This is a genomic window from Bacillus sp. MBGLi79, assembly GCF_002953915.1.
In genome coordinates, this window is record NZ_CP026521.1 from 3,250,159 (window position 1) to 3,266,364 (window position 16,206).

At 45.1% G+C, this 16,206-nt stretch carries 16 protein-coding genes; 4 read left to right on the forward strand and 12 right to left on the reverse strand.

Annotation, left to right across the window (positions count from 1 at the left end; all coding sequences use genetic code 11):
- Positions 1-79 precede the first annotated feature (79 nt).
- The 4 genes from accA to dnaE all read right to left on the reverse strand — a co-directional run bounded on the left by accA (position 80) and on the right by dnaE (position 6,966).
- Positions 80-1,057, reverse strand: a complete 978-nt coding sequence (gene accA / locus C1T29_RS16545) for an acetyl-CoA carboxylase carboxyl transferase subunit alpha (RefSeq protein ID WP_103749907.1) — start codon at positions 1,055-1,057, stop codon at positions 80-82.
- On the reverse strand, positions 1,042-1,914 hold the full coding sequence (gene accD, locus C1T29_RS16550; RefSeq protein WP_095432418.1) for an acetyl-CoA carboxylase, carboxyltransferase subunit beta: 873 nt from the start codon (positions 1,912-1,914) through the stop codon (positions 1,042-1,044). The genes accA and accD overlap by 16 nt, the downstream gene beginning before the upstream one ends.
- 334 nt (positions 1,915-2,248) lie before the next feature.
- Positions 2,249-3,481 (reverse strand): NADP-dependent malic enzyme, encoded by a 1,233-nt coding sequence (maeB, locus tag C1T29_RS16555; RefSeq protein WP_014664951.1) that lies wholly within the window; start codon positions 3,479-3,481, stop codon positions 2,249-2,251.
- 137 nt (positions 3,482-3,618) lie between these two features.
- Positions 3,619-6,966, reverse strand: coding sequence for a DNA polymerase III subunit alpha (gene dnaE, locus C1T29_RS16560; RefSeq protein ID WP_103749906.1), 3,348 nt, complete (start codon positions 6,964-6,966; stop codon positions 3,619-3,621).
- Between the two features lie 139 nt (positions 6,967-7,105).
- Here dnaE and ytrH point away from each other — a divergent pair, with 139 nt between their 5' ends.
- From ytrH to C1T29_RS16575, 3 genes are all read left to right on the forward strand, one after another.
- The gene (ytrH, locus tag C1T29_RS16565; protein WP_003229410.1) at positions 7,106-7,447 is read left to right on the forward strand and encodes a sporulation membrane protein YtrH; all 342 of its coding nucleotides are present in this window, start codon (positions 7,106-7,108) and stop codon (positions 7,445-7,447) included.
- The gene (ytrI, locus tag C1T29_RS16570) at positions 7,444-7,947 is read left to right on the forward strand and encodes a sporulation membrane protein YtrI (RefSeq protein ID WP_142393713.1); all 504 of its coding nucleotides are present in this window, start codon (positions 7,444-7,446) and stop codon (positions 7,945-7,947) included. Before ytrH ends, ytrI begins: the two co-directional genes overlap by 4 nt.
- A 102-nt stretch (positions 7,948-8,049) precedes the next feature.
- The gene (locus C1T29_RS16575) at positions 8,050-8,241 is read left to right on the forward strand and encodes a YtzJ family protein (RefSeq protein ID WP_003229407.1); all 192 of its coding nucleotides are present in this window, start codon (positions 8,050-8,052) and stop codon (positions 8,239-8,241) included.
- 17 nt (positions 8,242-8,258) lie between these two features.
- Here the strand turns inward: C1T29_RS16575 and nrnA are convergent, their stop codons facing one another.
- Positions 8,259-9,200: a bifunctional oligoribonuclease/PAP phosphatase NrnA gene (gene nrnA, locus C1T29_RS16580; RefSeq protein ID WP_014664955.1), complete on the reverse strand. Its 942-nt coding sequence runs from the start codon at positions 9,198-9,200 to the stop codon at positions 8,259-8,261.
- A 130-nt stretch (positions 9,201-9,330) separates the two neighbouring features.
- Between nrnA and C1T29_RS16585 the strand changes: the two genes are divergently transcribed.
- On the forward strand, positions 9,331-9,633 hold the full coding sequence (locus tag C1T29_RS16585; RefSeq protein WP_095432421.1) for a YtpI family protein: 303 nt from the start codon (positions 9,331-9,333) through the stop codon (positions 9,631-9,633).
- Between the two features lie 18 nt (positions 9,634-9,651).
- On the opposite strand, the gene C1T29_RS16590 is transcribed toward C1T29_RS16585, so the two are convergent.
- The 7 genes from C1T29_RS16590 to C1T29_RS16615 all read right to left on the reverse strand — a co-directional run bounded on the left by C1T29_RS16590 (position 9,652) and on the right by C1T29_RS16615 (position 16,202).
- Complete coding sequence (locus tag C1T29_RS16590; RefSeq protein WP_040082153.1) at positions 9,652-10,971, reverse strand: CBS domain-containing protein; 1,320 nt, start codon at positions 10,969-10,971, stop codon at positions 9,652-9,654.
- Positions 10,972-11,090: 119 nt separating this feature from the next.
- The gene (locus tag C1T29_RS16595) at positions 11,091-11,774 is read right to left on the reverse strand and encodes a metal-dependent hydrolase (protein WP_069840118.1); all 684 of its coding nucleotides are present in this window, start codon (positions 11,772-11,774) and stop codon (positions 11,091-11,093) included.
- A 62-nt stretch (positions 11,775-11,836) separates the two neighbouring features.
- On the reverse strand, positions 11,837-12,604 hold the full coding sequence (locus tag C1T29_RS16600) for an SDR family oxidoreductase (protein ID WP_069840119.1): 768 nt from the start codon (positions 12,602-12,604) through the stop codon (positions 11,837-11,839).
- Between the two features lie 126 nt (positions 12,605-12,730).
- On the reverse strand, positions 12,731-12,862 hold the full coding sequence (locus C1T29_RS24990; protein ID WP_041521399.1) for a hypothetical protein: 132 nt from the start codon (positions 12,860-12,862) through the stop codon (positions 12,731-12,733).
- 64 nt (positions 12,863-12,926) lie between these two features.
- On the reverse strand, positions 12,927-14,312 hold the full coding sequence (gene argH / locus C1T29_RS16605) for an argininosuccinate lyase (protein ID WP_095432422.1): 1,386 nt from the start codon (positions 14,310-14,312) through the stop codon (positions 12,927-12,929).
- Positions 14,309-15,520 (reverse strand): argininosuccinate synthase, encoded by a 1,212-nt coding sequence (locus tag C1T29_RS16610; RefSeq protein WP_071581151.1) that lies wholly within the window; start codon positions 15,518-15,520, stop codon positions 14,309-14,311. Before C1T29_RS16610 ends, argH begins: the two co-directional genes overlap by 4 nt.
- Before the next feature lie 169 nt (positions 15,521-15,689).
- Positions 15,690-16,202 (reverse strand): MogA/MoaB family molybdenum cofactor biosynthesis protein, encoded by a 513-nt coding sequence (locus C1T29_RS16615; RefSeq protein ID WP_095432423.1) that lies wholly within the window; start codon positions 16,200-16,202, stop codon positions 15,690-15,692.
- Between the last annotated feature and the right edge of the window lie 4 nt (positions 16,203-16,206).

Below are 16,206 nucleotides of genomic sequence, written 5' to 3' on the forward strand. Positions count from 1 at the left end.
ACAATTAAATAAATCGTTTTTAAATAAAATTTAAGGAATGTCACAAAAAATAAACGTGAGCCAAAGGCTTCACGTTTATTTAGTTTACCCCGATATATTGATCTTCAACCGAGACTTTGCCAATCGCTTTATATTTTTCATAGCGCTGCTGAATTAATTCTTCTTCGCTCAGCTTCAACAAAGTTTTTAACGATTGTTTAAGGGTTTCGTCCATATAACTTGCCTGCAGCTTTACATCGTGATGCGCTCCGCCTTTTACTTCTTTAATCATATGATCTATAATACCTAATTCTTTTAAATCCGGCGCAGTGATTTTCATGGTTTCTGCTGCTTTTTTAGCAAGACTGGAGTCCTTCCATAAAAGTGCCGCGGCACCTTCTGGAGAAATAACAGAATAAGTAGAGTTTTCCAGCATATGCAAGTGGTTGCCTACCCCCAGACCAAGGGCTCCGCCGCTTCCGCCTTCACCAATGACGATGCAGATAACAGGTACTCGGAGGCCGGCCATCTCAAACAGGTTTTTGGCAATGGCTTCGCTTTGTCCTCTTTCTTCCGCTGCTCGTCCAGGGTATGCCCCCTTCGTATCAATAAAACAGATAATCGGTCTATTAAATTTGTCAGCCTGTTTCATCAGACGCAGCGCTTTTCTGTAGCCTTCAGGATGCGGCATCCCAAAATTGCGGACAAGGTTCTCCTTCGTATCTTTCCCGCGCTGATGCCCGATTACCGTTACAGGAAGGCCGTGGAACTTCGCAATCCCGCCGACAATGGCTTCATCGTCACCGTATGCTCTGTCTCCATGACATTCAAAAAAGTCAGTAAACAGGTGTTCGATATAATCTAGCGTTGTCGGACGGTCAGCCAGACGTGCGATTTGGACCCGGTCCCATGGTTTCAGATTTTTGTAAATATCATCCTGAAGCTTAGCGAGACGGTCTTCCAGCCGTTCAATTTCCGCACTTAGATCCATATCGGAATCTTGGGTGAATTTTTTTAGTTCGGCGATTTTGTTTTGCAGTTCGATCACCGGTTTTTCAAATTCTAATCTTGGAGCCACTCAATGTCACCTCCTGTTTGATGCATATCCAGCAGATTTTCTAACGTTTTTTTCATATCGTCACGATGAATAACCGAATCAAGCTGTCCATGTTTTAATAAAAATTCAGCCGTTTGAAAGTCCTCAGGCAGTTTTTCTCCTATTGTCTGTTCAATAATCCGTCTTCCGGCAAAACCGATCAGCGCGCCAGGCTCAGCGAAATTGTAATCGCCAAGAGATGCAAAGCTTGCTGATACGCCTCCAGTAGTCGGATGCGTCATCACAGAAATGATAAGACCCTGTTCATCGCTGAACAGTTTTAACGCAGAGCTTGTCTTAGCCATCTGCATCAAACTTAATATGCCTTCCTGCATTCTAGCGCCGCCTGAAGCCGTAAAAATAATAAACGGAACTTTATCAGCTTTTGCTTTTTCAATCGCAAGCGTGATTTTTTCACCGACGACTGAACCCATGCTGCCCATTCTGAATGAAGAATCCATGACGGCGACAACAGCCGGGTGTCCTCCGATGGTGCCCTTACCTGTCACAACAGCCTCGTTTAAGGATGTTTTCTCGCGATCTTTTTCAAGCTTTTCCAGATATCCCGGGAAACCAAGCGGATTTTCCGACAGCATTCCCTGATTGAATTCCTCAAAGGATTGTTCATCCATCAAGCTTTCGATACGCTGTTTTGCGTTCATTGGGAAATGATAATCGCAGTTCATGCATACCCGCATATTTTTATCCAACTCTTTAGTGAGCATGATTTTTTTACACTTAGGACATTTTGTCATAATGCCTTCCGGAACATCGTGCTTCGCTTGATCAGATGGTACGGAAGCATACTTTTTCTTTTTCGTGAATATATCCTTTAACAAATGATTACCTCCCTTTTGTGAAGGGTTCTCTTCACCGCATGTCATCAAACAGATAGACTTGCTAATAACTTTACCGAAACTATTGTACTTTTTTTGTCAAACGCTGTCATCCTCAATTCGACAACTTTTTATTCAATGACGTGCTCGGAAAGGCTGGGATGAAATCAGATAAGGTGTTGAAACGACAAGGTTGACAGCGTATTCAAAAATAATGTTAAACGCGGCTGAAATTTTTTTAAGGCCAACCCCCTAAAAAAATTTCAGCCGACAGTTTAACTTGAGAACAGCGCGCTGGTCTCCGCCAACGCGCTGCCATTTTTGGAACGAATTAAAATTATTCGCCAATAATCGTAAGTTTTCTTGTTTTTTCTGCGACTTCCTCAGGGTCAACAGTGATTCTTGCTACACCTGTTTCCATCGCGGCTTTTGCCACAGCCTTCGCAACAGCAGGCGCAACACGTTTATCAAACGGTGCAGGGATGACATAGTCTGCGCTAAGCTCATCTTCTGAAACCAGTGAAGCAATGGCTTCAACCGCTGCGATTTTCATTTCTTCGTTAATATGAGTGGCACGCACGTCAAGCGCTCCGCGGAAAATACCAGGGAATGCAAGGACATTGTTTACTTGGTTCGGGAAGTCAGAACGCCCTGTTCCGATAACGCTTGCGCCGGCTTCACGCGCATCTTCCGGCATGATTTCCGGATTTGGATTTGCCATTGCAAAGATAATCGGATCTTTTGCCATGCTTTGAACCATTTCTTTTGTTAACGCACCCGCTACAGAAACACCGATAAATACGTCAGCATCAACGATGACATCTTTCAGAGAACCGTCTTTGCGGTCTTGGTTCGTGAATTTCGCCACTTCGTTTTTGACATCGTTCATGCCGTTCGGGCGCCCTTCATAAATGGCCCCTTTAGAATCGCACATCACAATGTCACGAACGCCGTAATGGTGAAGAAGCTTGATAATCGCTATGCCAGCCGCACCCGCGCCGTTTGCGACAACCTTAATGGATGACATTGATTTTCCAGACAGTTTCAGTGCGTTTACAAGACCTGCTACCGTTACAATAGCTGTACCGTGCTGATCATCATGGAAAACAGGGATGTTTGTTTCTTTTTTGAGGCGCTCTTCAATGATAAAGCAGTTTGGCGCTGCAATGTCTTCAAGGTTGACGCCGCCAAATGTCGGCTCAAGCAATTTAACAGTTTCTACGATTTTATCAACATCGTTTGTGTTTAAAGCAATCGGAAACGCATCTACGCCCGCAAAGCTTTTGAATAGAACGGCTTTTCCTTCCATAACAGGAAGCGCGGCTTCAGGGCCGATGTTTCCAAGGCCAAGCACAGCTGTACCGTCAGTTACAACTGCTACCATGTTCCCCTTCATTGTATAATCATATACTTTGTTAATGTCTTCATGAATATCCTTACACGGTTCTGCAACACCCGGAGAATACGCGAGGCTTAAATCTTTCGCGTTTCTGACCTCTACTTTTGATTTAGACTCCAGTTTCCCCTGGTTGACTTTATGCAGGTGTAATGCTTCTTCTCTTAATGACATTCTCTTAAACACTCCTTATGGATATTTTTTGATTCGTATACTGCTGCTTTGTTTGCTGCATTCTGCGGAGTAAAATCTATCTGAATATTTAAACAGGATCACATAATTGCTCCAATTGTATAACAAAAAGTGACTCGTTACCACTGTTTTAAAACGACGTTTTTTTGACCCAACAGCTCTTTTAAGCGATATAACACCTGGTGATCCGCATTGATATGAAACGACTCAGGAAGCTTAATCGTCTGTTTCTGCCTTTCATAATAGAGATAAACGCCTGTTTCCCCTTTATGCTCCAGCAAAATGCGCTTAATCTTCGCCAGGATCTCCTGGCTGTGCTGACTGCTTTCTATTTTTATATAAACCGATGGCGCTTTTTCTGCATCCATATTTTCTAATAATTCTGCCCGGGACATGATGAATTGGATCTTATCTTGTCTTACTTCGCATTTCCCCGCTGTGAACAAAAGAGCGCCTTCTCTTAAAACGGGTGAAAGCTGTCTGAATTGTTCAGGGAAGACTACGGCTTCCATCTCGCCGGTTTCATCACTGAGCGTTAAAAACGCCATGTTTTGACCTGTTTTCGTCCGAATCGTTTTGATTTTCGACAGCAAAACGCCTAGCGAAAGCTGCCTTTTGACTGTCCGCTGAGCCTGCAGAATGGAGACTGCTCCGTGCGCAGCGAGCTGTTTTCGGAAGGCGGAGAGCGGATGATTTGAAAAATAAATGCCGAGCGTTTCCTTTTCAAATGCAAGTAAATCCACTAGCGGAAGCTCTTCCGTTTCCACATACTTCGGCTTAATTGAAAACGATTCCTCTAAAAACAATCCCATTTGGTCATCGTCCGCGGCGAATAGCTCAGCATGTTCCAAAGCAACATCAATGGATGCGAGCAGCGTGGCCCGGTTTTGGCCAAATTCGTCCATCGCACCAGAAAAAATAAGTGCTTCAAGCACTTTGCGATTTACGCTTTTTGACGGCACGCGAAAGCAGAAATCAAAAAGATCTTCAAATGGTTTCTCTTTCCTTGCTTTATATATATCTTTGACTGCTGAGACGCCTACACTTTTTATGGCGCGGAGGCTGTACCTGACAGATCCGTCTTCAACTGTAAACGGAAAACTGCTTTTATTCACTGACGGAGGAAGGATACGAATCCCGCTCCCCTTTGCTTCGTAAAGATATTGAGAAATTTTATCCTCATTGCCAATGACGCTTGTCAGCAATCCGCACATAAAATATAACGGATAATGAGCTTTCAAATACGCAAGCTGGCACCCGATCATGCTGTATGCCACCGCATGGCTTCGGTTAAAGCCATAGTTTGCGAATTTGACGATTAAATCGTAGACTTCATTTGCAGTGTCTACAGAATACTCCTTTTTTAAGCACCCTTCAACAAAATGGCTTCGCTCTCTGTCTAAGATTTCTTTTTTCTTTTTGCTGACAGCCCTTCTCAATAGGTCTGCTTCGCCTAAAGAAAACCCCGCCATGCGGGAAGCAATCATCATAATTTGTTCCTGATACACTATAACGCCATATGTATCTTCCAAAATGCTCCTTAAATCCTCATGAGGATAATGGACAGGCGCCCGTCCGTGTTTACGGTCAATAAATAACGGAATATTTTCCATCGGGCCGGGCCGGTACAGCGCATTGACCGCCACAATATCCTCGAGGCCTGAAGGTTTTAGCCGCTTCAGGACGCTTCTCATCCCTGCAGATTCGAGCTGGAAAATCCCTGTCGTATCCCCTTTGGACAGCAAGGCGAACGTTTTGTCATCACTGTAGGAAATACTTGAAAGATCTATTTTGATGTTTTCTTCTTTTTCAATCATTGAAGTGATGGATTCAATCAGCGTCAGATTCCTCAAGCCTAAGAAATCCATTTTTAAAAGGCCCAAGTCTTCAAGATGATCCATCGCATATTGCGTTAAATAGATCCCTTCATGCCCTTCCTGAAGCGGAACAACATCTGTTAACGGTTCTTCACTCAGGACAACGCCTGCTGCGTGGGTGGATGCATGCCTTGGCAGCCCTTCTATTTTTCGGGCAATTGTATAGACTTGCTGAAGCAGGCTTGACTCCCGAAGCCGCTTATCCAGCTGCGGTGACTGCTGTCTCGCTTCATCCAGCGTCATGCCCGGTCTTGAAGGAATAAGTTTTGCAAGCTGATCTGCCTCCTTCGGGCTGACGCCAAATACTCTGCCGACGTCCCGAAGCGCCGCCTTTGCCGCAAGTGTTCCAAAGGTGATAATCTGTGCGACGTGCATCGCACCGTATTTCTGCTGAACATATTGAATGACTTCATCCCTTCTTGTATCGGGAAAATCAATATCAATATCCGGCATGCTGATGCGTTCGGGATTTAAAAATCTCTCAAACAGAAGGTGATGCTTAATCGGGTCAACATCTGTGATATACAGCACATATGCCACAAGAGAGCCAGCCGCAGAACCCCGTCCCGGCCCTGTAACAATCCCTTTTTCATGGGCGTGCTTCATAAAATCCCACACGATCAGAAAGTAATCGCTGAACTTCATCCGCTTGATGACATCAAGCTCATATTGAAGTCGGCGAAGGTATCGTTCATCAGGCGTGCCGAAACGGCTGCGGAGTCCCTCCATACAGATACCCGTTAGATAATCATCAGCGGGCGTTCCGTCTGGGGTGGGAAAAGACGGCAGACGGGTCTGCCCCAGGCTGACGTCAACTCGGCATTGTTCCGCGATCTCCACAGAAGCTTGCAATGCCTCTGGGTGCTCTCGATAAATGTTTTGCATTTCTTCAATTGGTTTCAAATCGAGATCAGGCAGAACTTCAGCAGGTGCATCCGTCAGTTTTTCCCCCGCTTTAATCGCTTTCAGACAACGGTAGGCAGCCTTATCTTCCTTCCTTATGTAGTGCACGTCGCCTGTGGCCGTAACAGGGATACCCGCTTCTTCTGACAGCTTTAGAATCTGTTCAGACAGAACTTGATTCCCTTTAAAAGGCTGATAGGAGAAATAAAAGGCTCCCTCTCCGAATATAGACTGAAACTCCAGCGAAGCTTGAGCGGCCTGTTCGAACAGGCCTCCTTCAAGAAGCGTCTCAATATATCCTTTTTCGCCGGGCGTTATTGCGATAATGCCTTCTCGATAACTGTGAAGCCATTTCGGCTTCAGCCCGCCTTTTGATTTAGATTGCAGAACGCTGCTGATTTTCAGCAGGTTTTGATAGCCTGTATTTGATTTTGCAAGCAGGACGAGCGGGTAGGCTTCGAGCTCGCTGTCATCTGTAAAAACAGAAGCCGTCAAACCGATTATCGGGTTAATCCCTCTCGCCTTGCAAGCTTTATAAAATTGAATAGCTCCGTACATGACATGATCATCTGTCAGCGCCAAAGACGCATATCCGAGCCTGTCAGCTTCACTGACGAGCTCTTCCACAGCCGCGGCGCTGTTTAGCAGGCTGTACCCGCTATGTACTTGCAGGTGAACAAAAGACATGCTATCACCTCTTTCTCATTACGATCCATTTCTTTCTTCATTATAAGGCCGGTTTCCAAAAGAAACAAATGTTCTTTTTTGACTCATCATCATACTTGTCCTGAAAGCTCAATATGATATAAAAGGTGAGGTGATAAAGATGGATCAGGAAGCAGGATTTATGGTGAATTTTATCAATAGCTACTTCATTGCGTTAGGGGTGCTGATCGGGGGCGCACTCATCGGAGGGCTCGGAGCATATTTGGCGGGCGAACCCCCGCTTACAGCCATTACAAAGCTTGCGAACCGGTTAAAAATTTGGGCGCTTGTCGCAGCTATCGGAGGCACCTTTGATGCGGTATACAGCTTTGAACGCGGCATACTCGAAGGCAATACGAGAGATATCTTTAAGCAGCTTCTTTTGATTATTTCAGCCATGGGAGGCGCGCAAAGCGGCTGGCTCATTATATCATGGCTGACCCAGGAGCATCTTTCTTCATGAGGGTCCCACAGCATTACAAAAAACCGGGATGGCAGCGCTTTTTCGCGGGAATGATGTGCGGAGCCATAATCAGCTGGTTCTTTTTCCTGTTTACTTACGGAACATTTCAAGAGGAGCAGGTCAGCCTCATCGAAAAACAAAAAGAGCATGTAAAAGACTTGAACAATCAAATTTCGATCTATCAGGAAGACCTCCATAAACTGAATGAAGATAATAAAAGAAAACTGCTGATTCAAAGCGTCAGCGTTAAGTTGCTGAATGGGGATAAATATAAAATATCGCAGCCGGATAAAACGAAATTCGAGGAGCATGTAAAGGATGATATTTCAGAGGTCATTACCAAAGACATAGAAAGCGTCTATCAAACAAAGGATCTTTTGAAACGGACAATTGAAAATAAAGTCTATATGATCAATGAAAAAAAATACGAGGCAACCGTCAGAGAATTGATTATTTATACGAGGCTGACAGTAGAACTTGAAATATCATTCGCCACATAATTATGGATTTTTTTTAAATTCTCCAAACTTCTGTCGCTTTTTCCCATTCTTTTTTATAAACTATATGTGAGGCTTAATGGCGAAAGGAAGGAGGAAAGGGAAATGGAGGTTTACAGTGACCGTCAGTTAGCAAAAGATCAAGCAGCCCGTCTCAGACAAGGTTTTTCTGCATATGCCGAAACAAACTCACTCGCTTCCCTCATTAAAAAAGAACTTCAATCTCACAATCTCCAAGTCTACGAGGACCTTACTGATTTCGGCTGCTGGTTCATCCCCGTCACAGATGAACACTAAGAGAGAGGGTCTCCCCTCTACTCGTGTTCTTTACATAATGTTTCCAGATCAGCTAAAATCCGATCGGCTTCATCCCAGCTGTAAATAGAGGCGCCGGCAGCAAACGGATGCCCTCCGCCGTTATATTTGCGGGCAAGTCCGTTAATGACAGGCCCCTTCGAACGGAATCTGACTCTGATTTGATCGTCTTCTTCTACGAAAAACACCCAAGCGCGGATACCTGAGATATTGCCAAGCGTCCCGACAAGCTGCGACGCTTCAGAAGCTGTTGTGCCGAATTTTTCAAGCGTATCCTTTTTGATGAAAACAGAAGCGGCGCCGTTTTCGGACAAAGACACATTTTGAAAGATAAAGCCGTTAAGCTTCACCACATTCAGTTTTGTTTCATACAATTGATTAAACAACTCTGAGGAAGAGAATGGATACTGAATGAGCTCGCCTGCATATTTTAATGTTTTTTCCGTGGTATTCGGAAATAAAAAGCGTCCGGTATCTCCGACAATGCCGGCATAGATCAGCTCTGCCGCTTTCGTATTCAGCTTCCAGCCGTGCTCTTTTCCTTCTAAATACAGCTCGTAAATCATTTCACTTACTGAGCTGGCGCTTGTATCGACCCAAAGAAGGTCACCGTATGGATCTTCGTTCGGATGGTGGTCGATTTTCATCAGTTTGGCGCCTGAAGGATAACGCTGATCGTCGATTCTTTCCTGATTTGCCGTATCGCAGACAATGACAAGTGCGCCTTCATATGTTTCATTGTCCACCTCATCAAGGGAATATAAGAAGGAAAGGGACGGTTCAGGCGTGCCAACCGCAAAAATATTTTTTTCAGGATATGTTTCACGCAAGATTTCCGTAAGCCCGCACTGTGATCCGTAGGCATCTGGATCAGGACGCACATGTCTATGTAAGATAATCGTGTCATATAATGATATGGTTCTGATTAGTTCTGTTTTCATTTGATTCTCCTTTATTGTTTTTATTCATTAAATCACATTCTCTGCCGACGGAAAAGAAAAATAACGTCAAAACCAAGCCCGTTTTTGTATAGAATGGGTTTGTAAACTTTTACGATGGAGGATTTCATTTATGCTGGTTCTTGTTTTTTTGATTGGGCTTTCAGCCTGCTTTTATGTGTACTATAAAGTAAAAGGCGTACGGGCAAAGCCATCTTTGGCAAAGGAAATCTATTCAGCAAAATCAAGCGTGGCCTTAGGGTCACTAGTCCTGTTCTACGGGCTCAACCAAATGATATTATTCCATTCAGTATTAACGTTAGTAATCGGCGGTATCTTTATCGTCATAGGAGCAGGAAGCGCTTGGGCAGGTTATAAAGCCTACAGGCATTACAATCCCCTTCACGCCAAAGAAGCTGAAAGAGATCACGCGTAAGGGGCGCCTGAACGTCCCTTAGCTTCTTTCCATCAGCTGAACCATCAGCATCGCTTTCGACACGATATGGCCTTGGCTGTGCACTTCCACTTCCATTTTCCCGAACTTTCTGCCGGCCTCCAAGATACGCGGTTTGACTTCGATGACCGATTCCATCTGCACAGGCTTCAAAAAGAAAATGGTGATGCTCTCGATTACGAGTTCGCCGCGTTTTTTCGAGCGCAAAAATCGGTTTGCCGCCTGCGTCAATATGGTTGTAAATACACCATATGAAATGGTTCCAAGCTGATTTGTCATTTGCGGCGTGACTTCATACTCGTAAACCGTTTGATCCTCTTTATCATCACCCTCGTCTTTAAACCCTCTTGAAACAATATCATCAAGCTTCTCCCCGACCTGCGGCTGCTTTTGAATCATTTGAAGGGCTTTCAACACATCTTGGCGGCTGATCATCCCGATCAGTTTTTGGTGGCCGTCAGTGACGGGAAGCACTTCGATTCCTTCCCATACCATCATTTGCGCCGCTGAGGCGACAGATGTTTTCCCAATCACCGTAACGGGATTTTTGGTCATGACTTTTTCTATGGATGCATTTCGGTCATGGCCGGCAATATCTTTTGATGTCAGAATGCCGTGGATTTTCATTTGATCGTCGACAACCGGGAAGCGGCCGTGGCCCGTTTCAAAATTTTTCTCATACCATTTTTCAAGTTTATCCTTGGGCGAAAGATATACCGTGCGGTCAGCGGGTGTTAGGATGTCCTCCACCAAAACAATTTCTTTTTTGATCAGCTGGTCATAAATTGCCCTGTTAATCATCGCAGCGACTGTAAAGGTGTCATAGCTCGTGGATAAAATCGGCAGTTCAAGCTCATCTGCCAGCTGTACAATGCTTTCATCCGTGTTAAAGCCCCCAGTCACCAATACGGCCGCGCCCGCTTCAAGCGCCTGCCTGTGTGCATTGATTCTGTTTCCGACAATCAAAAGATTCCCCGCTGCGGTATAACGCATCATCGCGTCCAGTTCCATCGCGCCGATGACGAATTTATTCAATGTCTTATGGAGCCCCGCCCGGCCTCCGAGCACTTGTCCGTCTATAACATTTACAACCTCTGCATATGTAAGCTTTTCAATGTTCTCTTTTTTCTTTTGTTCAATTCTGATTGTGCCCACACGTTCAATCGTGCTGACAAACCCTTTATTTTCTGCTTCCTTGATCGCTCTGTACGCGGTTCCTTCGCTTACTTTCATTTCCTTTGCAATTCTTCGCACAGAAATTTTTTCGCCGACAGGCAGTGAATCGATATACGTTAAAATTTGTTCATGCTTCGTTGCCAAGCCTTTCACCTCTAAGGACAGTCTTCTTGTTTTTATTATAAGGTTTCAAAGGATTTATACGCAATGAGGCTGGAAAATAAAAAACCATCTCCTGATAAATCAGGAGATGGTTTCATCGTTTAAAGCTCGATCGTCTCACCGACCGCCATGACTTTGCCGACTCCGCCCGGAAGGCTGTCAGCGAATGCTTCAGGGTCTTGCTCGATGACCGGGAATGTATTGTAATGCACCGGCACGACCTGTTTTGCGCGCAGCCATTCAGCTGCAAGCTTGGCGTCCTCAGGCCCCATTGTAAAGTTATCGCCAATCGGCAGGAAAGCAAGATCAATATGATTCAACTCGCCAATGAGCTTCATATCAGAGAATAGAGCCGTATCACCCGCATGGAAAATCGTTTTACCTTCTACAGTCAGCAAAATACCGGCTGGCATGCCTGTGTAAGTGATCGTTTTGTTTTCTTCATCTGTGATGGCTGATCCATGAAAGGCCTGTGTGAGCTTCACTTTTCCAAAATCGAACTGGCGGGAGCCCCCGATGTGCATCGGATGAACATTCAAGCCTTTCCAGCCTAAGTACACAGCGAGCTCGTTCGGTGCTATAACCAGCGCGTTATTTTGCTTGGCGATTTGTTCAGTATCACCGACATGGTCATTGTGGCCGTGCGTTAATAAGATGACATCCGCCTTTACATCCTCCGGCTTGATATCCGTTAACGAATTCCCTGTTAAAAACGGATCAAATATAATATGGTGGTCCTTCGTTTCCACTGTAATTACAGAATGTCCGTGATATGTCACTTTCATTTCTTTCACCTCGTCACGTGATTTTGATTTTTTTATTTTCCCTTTTTCAAAAGCTGAAAAACTTAGGTTGTTTGATTCTTGTTAATAACATTGAGGCCTCCGGTGGCTTCAATGACAGTCCCAGTCACAAGGTCTGAGTTCTCCTCACACAAGAAAGCGATAATCCGGGCGATATCCTCGCCTGTTCCGGACCTTCCTATCGGCGTTTTTTCTTTGCCGATTCTCATTCTGGCTTCCTCTATCGATGCTTCTTTCATGTCGCCGACAATGTCTCCCGGGCAAACCATGTTGGCGGTTATGCCGAATTCGGCTTCTTCAATGGCGATTGTCTTTGTCAAAGAAGCCAAGCCCACTTTCGCAGCGCCAAATGCCGAGCGATGAAGCCAGCCTGGCGCGTGAGCCGCACCTTGGAATCCGTACGTAATGATGCGCCCAAATTGTTGTTTTCTCATAATAGGAATAACCGCTTTGAATAAATGAAAAACGGCGCTTAAATTTCCTTCCAGCATGCCGTACCATTCATCATCAGTATAATCGGCTAACTTTTTACGTTCAAATATGTATGGTCCCGCGTTGTTAATCAAAAAGTCGATCCTTCCGAAGCGGTTTAAGGCAGTGTCTGCAATACGCAGCAGATCTTCTTTTTTGGTGACATCACCTTTTACAAATTGCAGCCGGTCAAGACAATCGGGACAGGCTTTCTTCAGGCGGCTGACTGCCTCCTCATCCTGTCTGTAATTGACTGTTACTGAATACCCCTTTGCAAGCAACGTTTCAGTCACTTTGCGGCCTAAACCCTTCGAACCGGCAGTAATTAAAGCATGTCGCACATGAATACCTCCCAAAGCAACGTCGCCGCTTTCAATAAAGTGTTTCTTCTTCTACTTTACTATAAAAGGCTTGCAATATCACTTTTTACACTTTAGCATACAAAAAAAGCTGCCTGTATAGACAGCTTATTCTGCAGAAGATGAAGACTCCTGATCAGGCATATCGACATAACCGCTTTGATATGCTTCTGAAATGAGCCTTGTTGTCTCCTGGCTTTCTTGTTCATCATAAATATAGCGTTCCGTTTCTTTTTTCATCATTCTGCCTCCCATCATTATAGAGGTAGGTTGGCTATAATGACGGGATTTTATGAAGGAAATTTTAACAAACTCCTGCTGCGACGCAAGCTTTCGCTTTCTCAAGCGCTTGCTCCACCTGTTTGAATCCGGTGCCCCCGGCGCTCATTCTTTTTTCAACTGCGTAGTAAGGGTCTAACACAGTGTAAATATCTTCTTCGAATAGTGTGCTCGCCTGCTGAAACTCGCCAAACGGCATATCGCTTAAATAGATTCCTCTTTCGATGCAGGTGTACACAAGTTTTCCGACCACTTCATGCGCTTCTCTGAACGGCATTCCTTTCTTGGCTAAATAATCGGCCAGTTCCGTCGCATTTGAAAAGTCTTGTTTTGTCGCTTGCTTCATGACGTCTTTGTTTACAATCATTGTTTGGATCATGCCTGTGAAGATTTGCAGGCTGCCCTCCACCGTTTTCACTGTGTCAAACATGCCCTCTTTGTCTTCCTGCAGATCTTTGTTGTAAGCAAGCGGAAGTCCTTTCATAATCGTAAACAGCCCCATCATATCGCCGTATACGCGCCCTGTTTTGCCACGGATCAGCTCCGCCATATCAGGGTTTTTCTTTTGCGGCATCATGCTGCTTCCTGTTGCGTACGTATCGTCAAGCTCGATGAATTTAAACTCCTGCGAGCACCATAAAATGATTTCTTCAGAGAAACGGGATAGGTGCATCATCAGCATACTGCTGTTGCTTAAAAACTCCAAAATGAAGTCTCTGTCGCTGACGCCATCCAAGCTGTTTTCATAAATAGAATCAAAGCCGAGCAGTTCCGCTGAATAATCACGGTCGATTGGGAAGGTTGTTCCCGCGAGCGCCCCGCAGCCGAGCGGAGATTTGTTAATCCGTTTCATTGAATCCTGAAAACGCTCCTTGTCGCGCTCTAGCATCCAGAAATACGCAAGCAGATGGTGAGCGAATGAAATCGGCTGGGCGCGCTGCAGATGTGTGTAGCCCGGCAGAATCGTTTCAACGTTCGCTTCTGCCTTTTCAATCAGCGCACTTTGGAATGCCTCAATCAGCTCGATGATGTGGCCGACATGATTCTTCAAGTATAAATGCATGTCAGTCGCCACCTGGTCATTCCGGCTTCTGCCGGTATGCAGCTTGCCGCCGAGCGGGCCGATTTCGTCAATCAGCATTTTCTCTATGTTCAAATGAATATCTTCATAATCGACTGAGAATTCCAATGCTCCCTCCTCTGCTTTTTGCAAAAGGGTATTCAGTCCTTCGCGGATTTTCAGCTCTTCTTCCGCTGTCAGGATACCGCATTTTTTCAGCATGGCAGCATGTGCGAGAGACCCTGTTATGTCTTCAGTGACTAAATTTTGGTCAAATGATATGGATGCGCCGAACTCGTCGACCCATTTTTCCGGTGTTTTTTGAAACCGGCCTCCCCAAAGCTTCTTCATGCTTTAATCTGCTCCTTCTTTTTCACGATGCTGTTCACTTTTGTCGGAAGGCCCCAAAGCTCAATAAAGCCAATTGCCGCATGGTGATCAAACGCATCGTCTTTTGTATATGTTGCAAGTTTTTCATCATATAGAGAATATTCTGATTTACGCCCTTCTACGATTGCATGGCCTTTAAACAGCTTCACGCGGACGATGCCTGTGACATGCTTTTGCGTTTCTTTTAGGAAAGCGTGCAGCGCGTCTTTTAACGGTGAAAACCATAAGCCGTTGTAAATGATTTCTGACATTTTTTGCTCGATGATCGGTTTAAAGTGTGCAACCTCTTTCACCAGGGTCAAATCTTCTAATTCTTTATGCGCTTTGATCAGTGTGATCGCACCAGGGCATTCATATACTTCCCGGGATTTAATGCCGACAAGGCGGTTTTCCACGTGGTCGATACGTCCGACACCGTGTGCGCCTGCCATTTCATTCAGTTTCAAAATCAGTTCAGAAAGCGTGTAAGATACGCCGTCAATGGAGACAGGCACACCTTGCTCAAATGCAATTTCAATCACTTCCGGCGTGTCCGGCGTTTTTTCCAGCGGAGCTGTTAAATCGTATGCACCTTCTGGCGGCGCCGCCCATGGATCTTCTAAAATGCCGCACTCATTCGCGCGTCCCCAGAGGTTTTGGTCGATAGAATACGGGCTGTCAAGATTGATCGGAATCGGAATGCCGCGGCTTGCCGCATATTCAATTTCTTCTTCACGTGACCACTGCCATTCGCGAACCGGCGCGATGACTTCAAGGTCAGGGTTTAATGATTTAATGGAGACTTCGAAACGAACCTGGTCATTTCCTTTCCCCGTGCATCCGTGAGCAATCGCCTGTGCATCTTCTTTTTCCGCAATTTCAACCAGCTTTTTCGCAATCAGCGGCCGAGATAATGCCGACACGAGCGGGTATTTTCCTTCATACATCGTGTGGGCCTGCAAAGAGATAAGCGCGTAGTCCTGTGCAAATTCCTCTTTTGCATCGATCACGTAGGAGTTTGTCGCGCCGACTTCAAGCGCTTTCTGCTGAACAAAGGCCAAATCTTTGCCTTCACCGACATCCAGACAGCAGGCGATGACATTGTATCCTTGCTCCTGAAGCCATTTTATTGCGACGGAAGTATCAAGGCCCCCTGAGTATGCTAATACGACTTTTTTCTGTTCTGACATGATAAAAATCCCCTCTCAACTGTGTTTCTATTTTGTATAAAAATAAATTATTTTTAATAAAAATGCATTTTGTATGTATACACTTTAACAAGTACGTTTCGTTTTTTCAAGCCTTTTATCAAAAAAACTTCACCTAAATTTCAGGTGAAGTTTCGTAGTATTTATTCATTTACTTGTCTTTTCTGATTTCTCTGACCACATGTGCAAGTTCGGGAATAATCAGCTTATTCATTGCCAGCTTAACCGCACCACTTGAGCCTGGCGTTGAGAAAACAGCGGTATGCTGAATGACACCGGCTGTTGCTCTCGACATGATTGCGGCAGAGCCGATATCCTCTGTATAACTCAGCATCCTGAATATTTCTCCAAAACCGGGCAGCTCTTTCGAAAACAGCGGCGTTAGGGCTTCAATTGTGACATCCCGATCTGCTATGCCTGTCCCTCCGTTTAAGAGTACCGCGTCTGTCTGTTCATCCATGCAGCCCGCAAGCACTGACCGCTGCAAAGCATCCTTTTCGTCTTTTACGATTTCATATGCAGCAATATGATGACCGGCTTCTTCTAAAAATGAGATCATCAGCTTGCCGCTTTTATCGGTTTCCTCTGTCCTCGTGTCACTGACAGTAATCACTTTACACCGAACGATATCGGGAGCTTCTTGTTTATGCTCTTGAACGCTCATTGGC

Coding starts and splice junctions, on each gene's coding strand:
- maeB (WP_014664951.1), bottom strand. CDS start 3,481: ATGTCATTAAGAGAAGAAGCATTACACCTGCATAAAGTCAACCAGGGG.
- dnaE (WP_103749906.1), bottom strand. CDS start 6,966: ATGTCTTTTGTTCACCTGCAAGTACATAGCGGGTACAGCCTGCTAAAC.
- ytrH (WP_003229410.1), top strand. CDS start 7,106: ATGGATCAGGAAGCAGGATTTATGGTGAATTTTATCAATAGCTACTTC.
- ytrI (WP_142393713.1), top strand. CDS start 7,444: ATGAGGGTCCCACAGCATTACAAAAAACCGGGATGGCAGCGCTTTTTC.
- C1T29_RS16575 (WP_003229407.1), top strand. CDS start 8,050: ATGGAGGTTTACAGTGACCGTCAGTTAGCAAAAGATCAAGCAGCCCGT.
- nrnA (WP_014664955.1), bottom strand. CDS start 9,200: ATGAAAACAGAACTAATCAGAACCATATCATTATATGACACGATTATC.
- C1T29_RS16585 (WP_095432421.1), top strand. CDS start 9,331: ATGCTGGTTCTTGTTTTTTTGATTGGGCTTTCAGCCTGCTTTTATGTG.
- C1T29_RS16595 (WP_069840118.1), bottom strand. CDS start 11,774: ATGAAAGTGACATATCACGGACATTCTGTAATTACAGTGGAAACGAAG.
- C1T29_RS24990 (WP_041521399.1), bottom strand. CDS start 12,862: ATGAAAAAAGAAACGGAACGCTATATTTATGATGAACAAGAAAGCCAG.
- argH (WP_095432422.1), bottom strand. CDS start 14,312: ATGAAGAAGCTTTGGGGAGGCCGGTTTCAAAAAACACCGGAAAAATGG.
- C1T29_RS16610 (WP_071581151.1), bottom strand. CDS start 15,520: ATGTCAGAACAGAAAAAAGTCGTATTAGCATACTCAGGGGGCCTTGAT.
- C1T29_RS16615 (WP_095432423.1), bottom strand. CDS start 16,202: ATGAGCGTTCAAGAGCATAAACAAGAAGCTCCCGATATCGTTCGGTGT.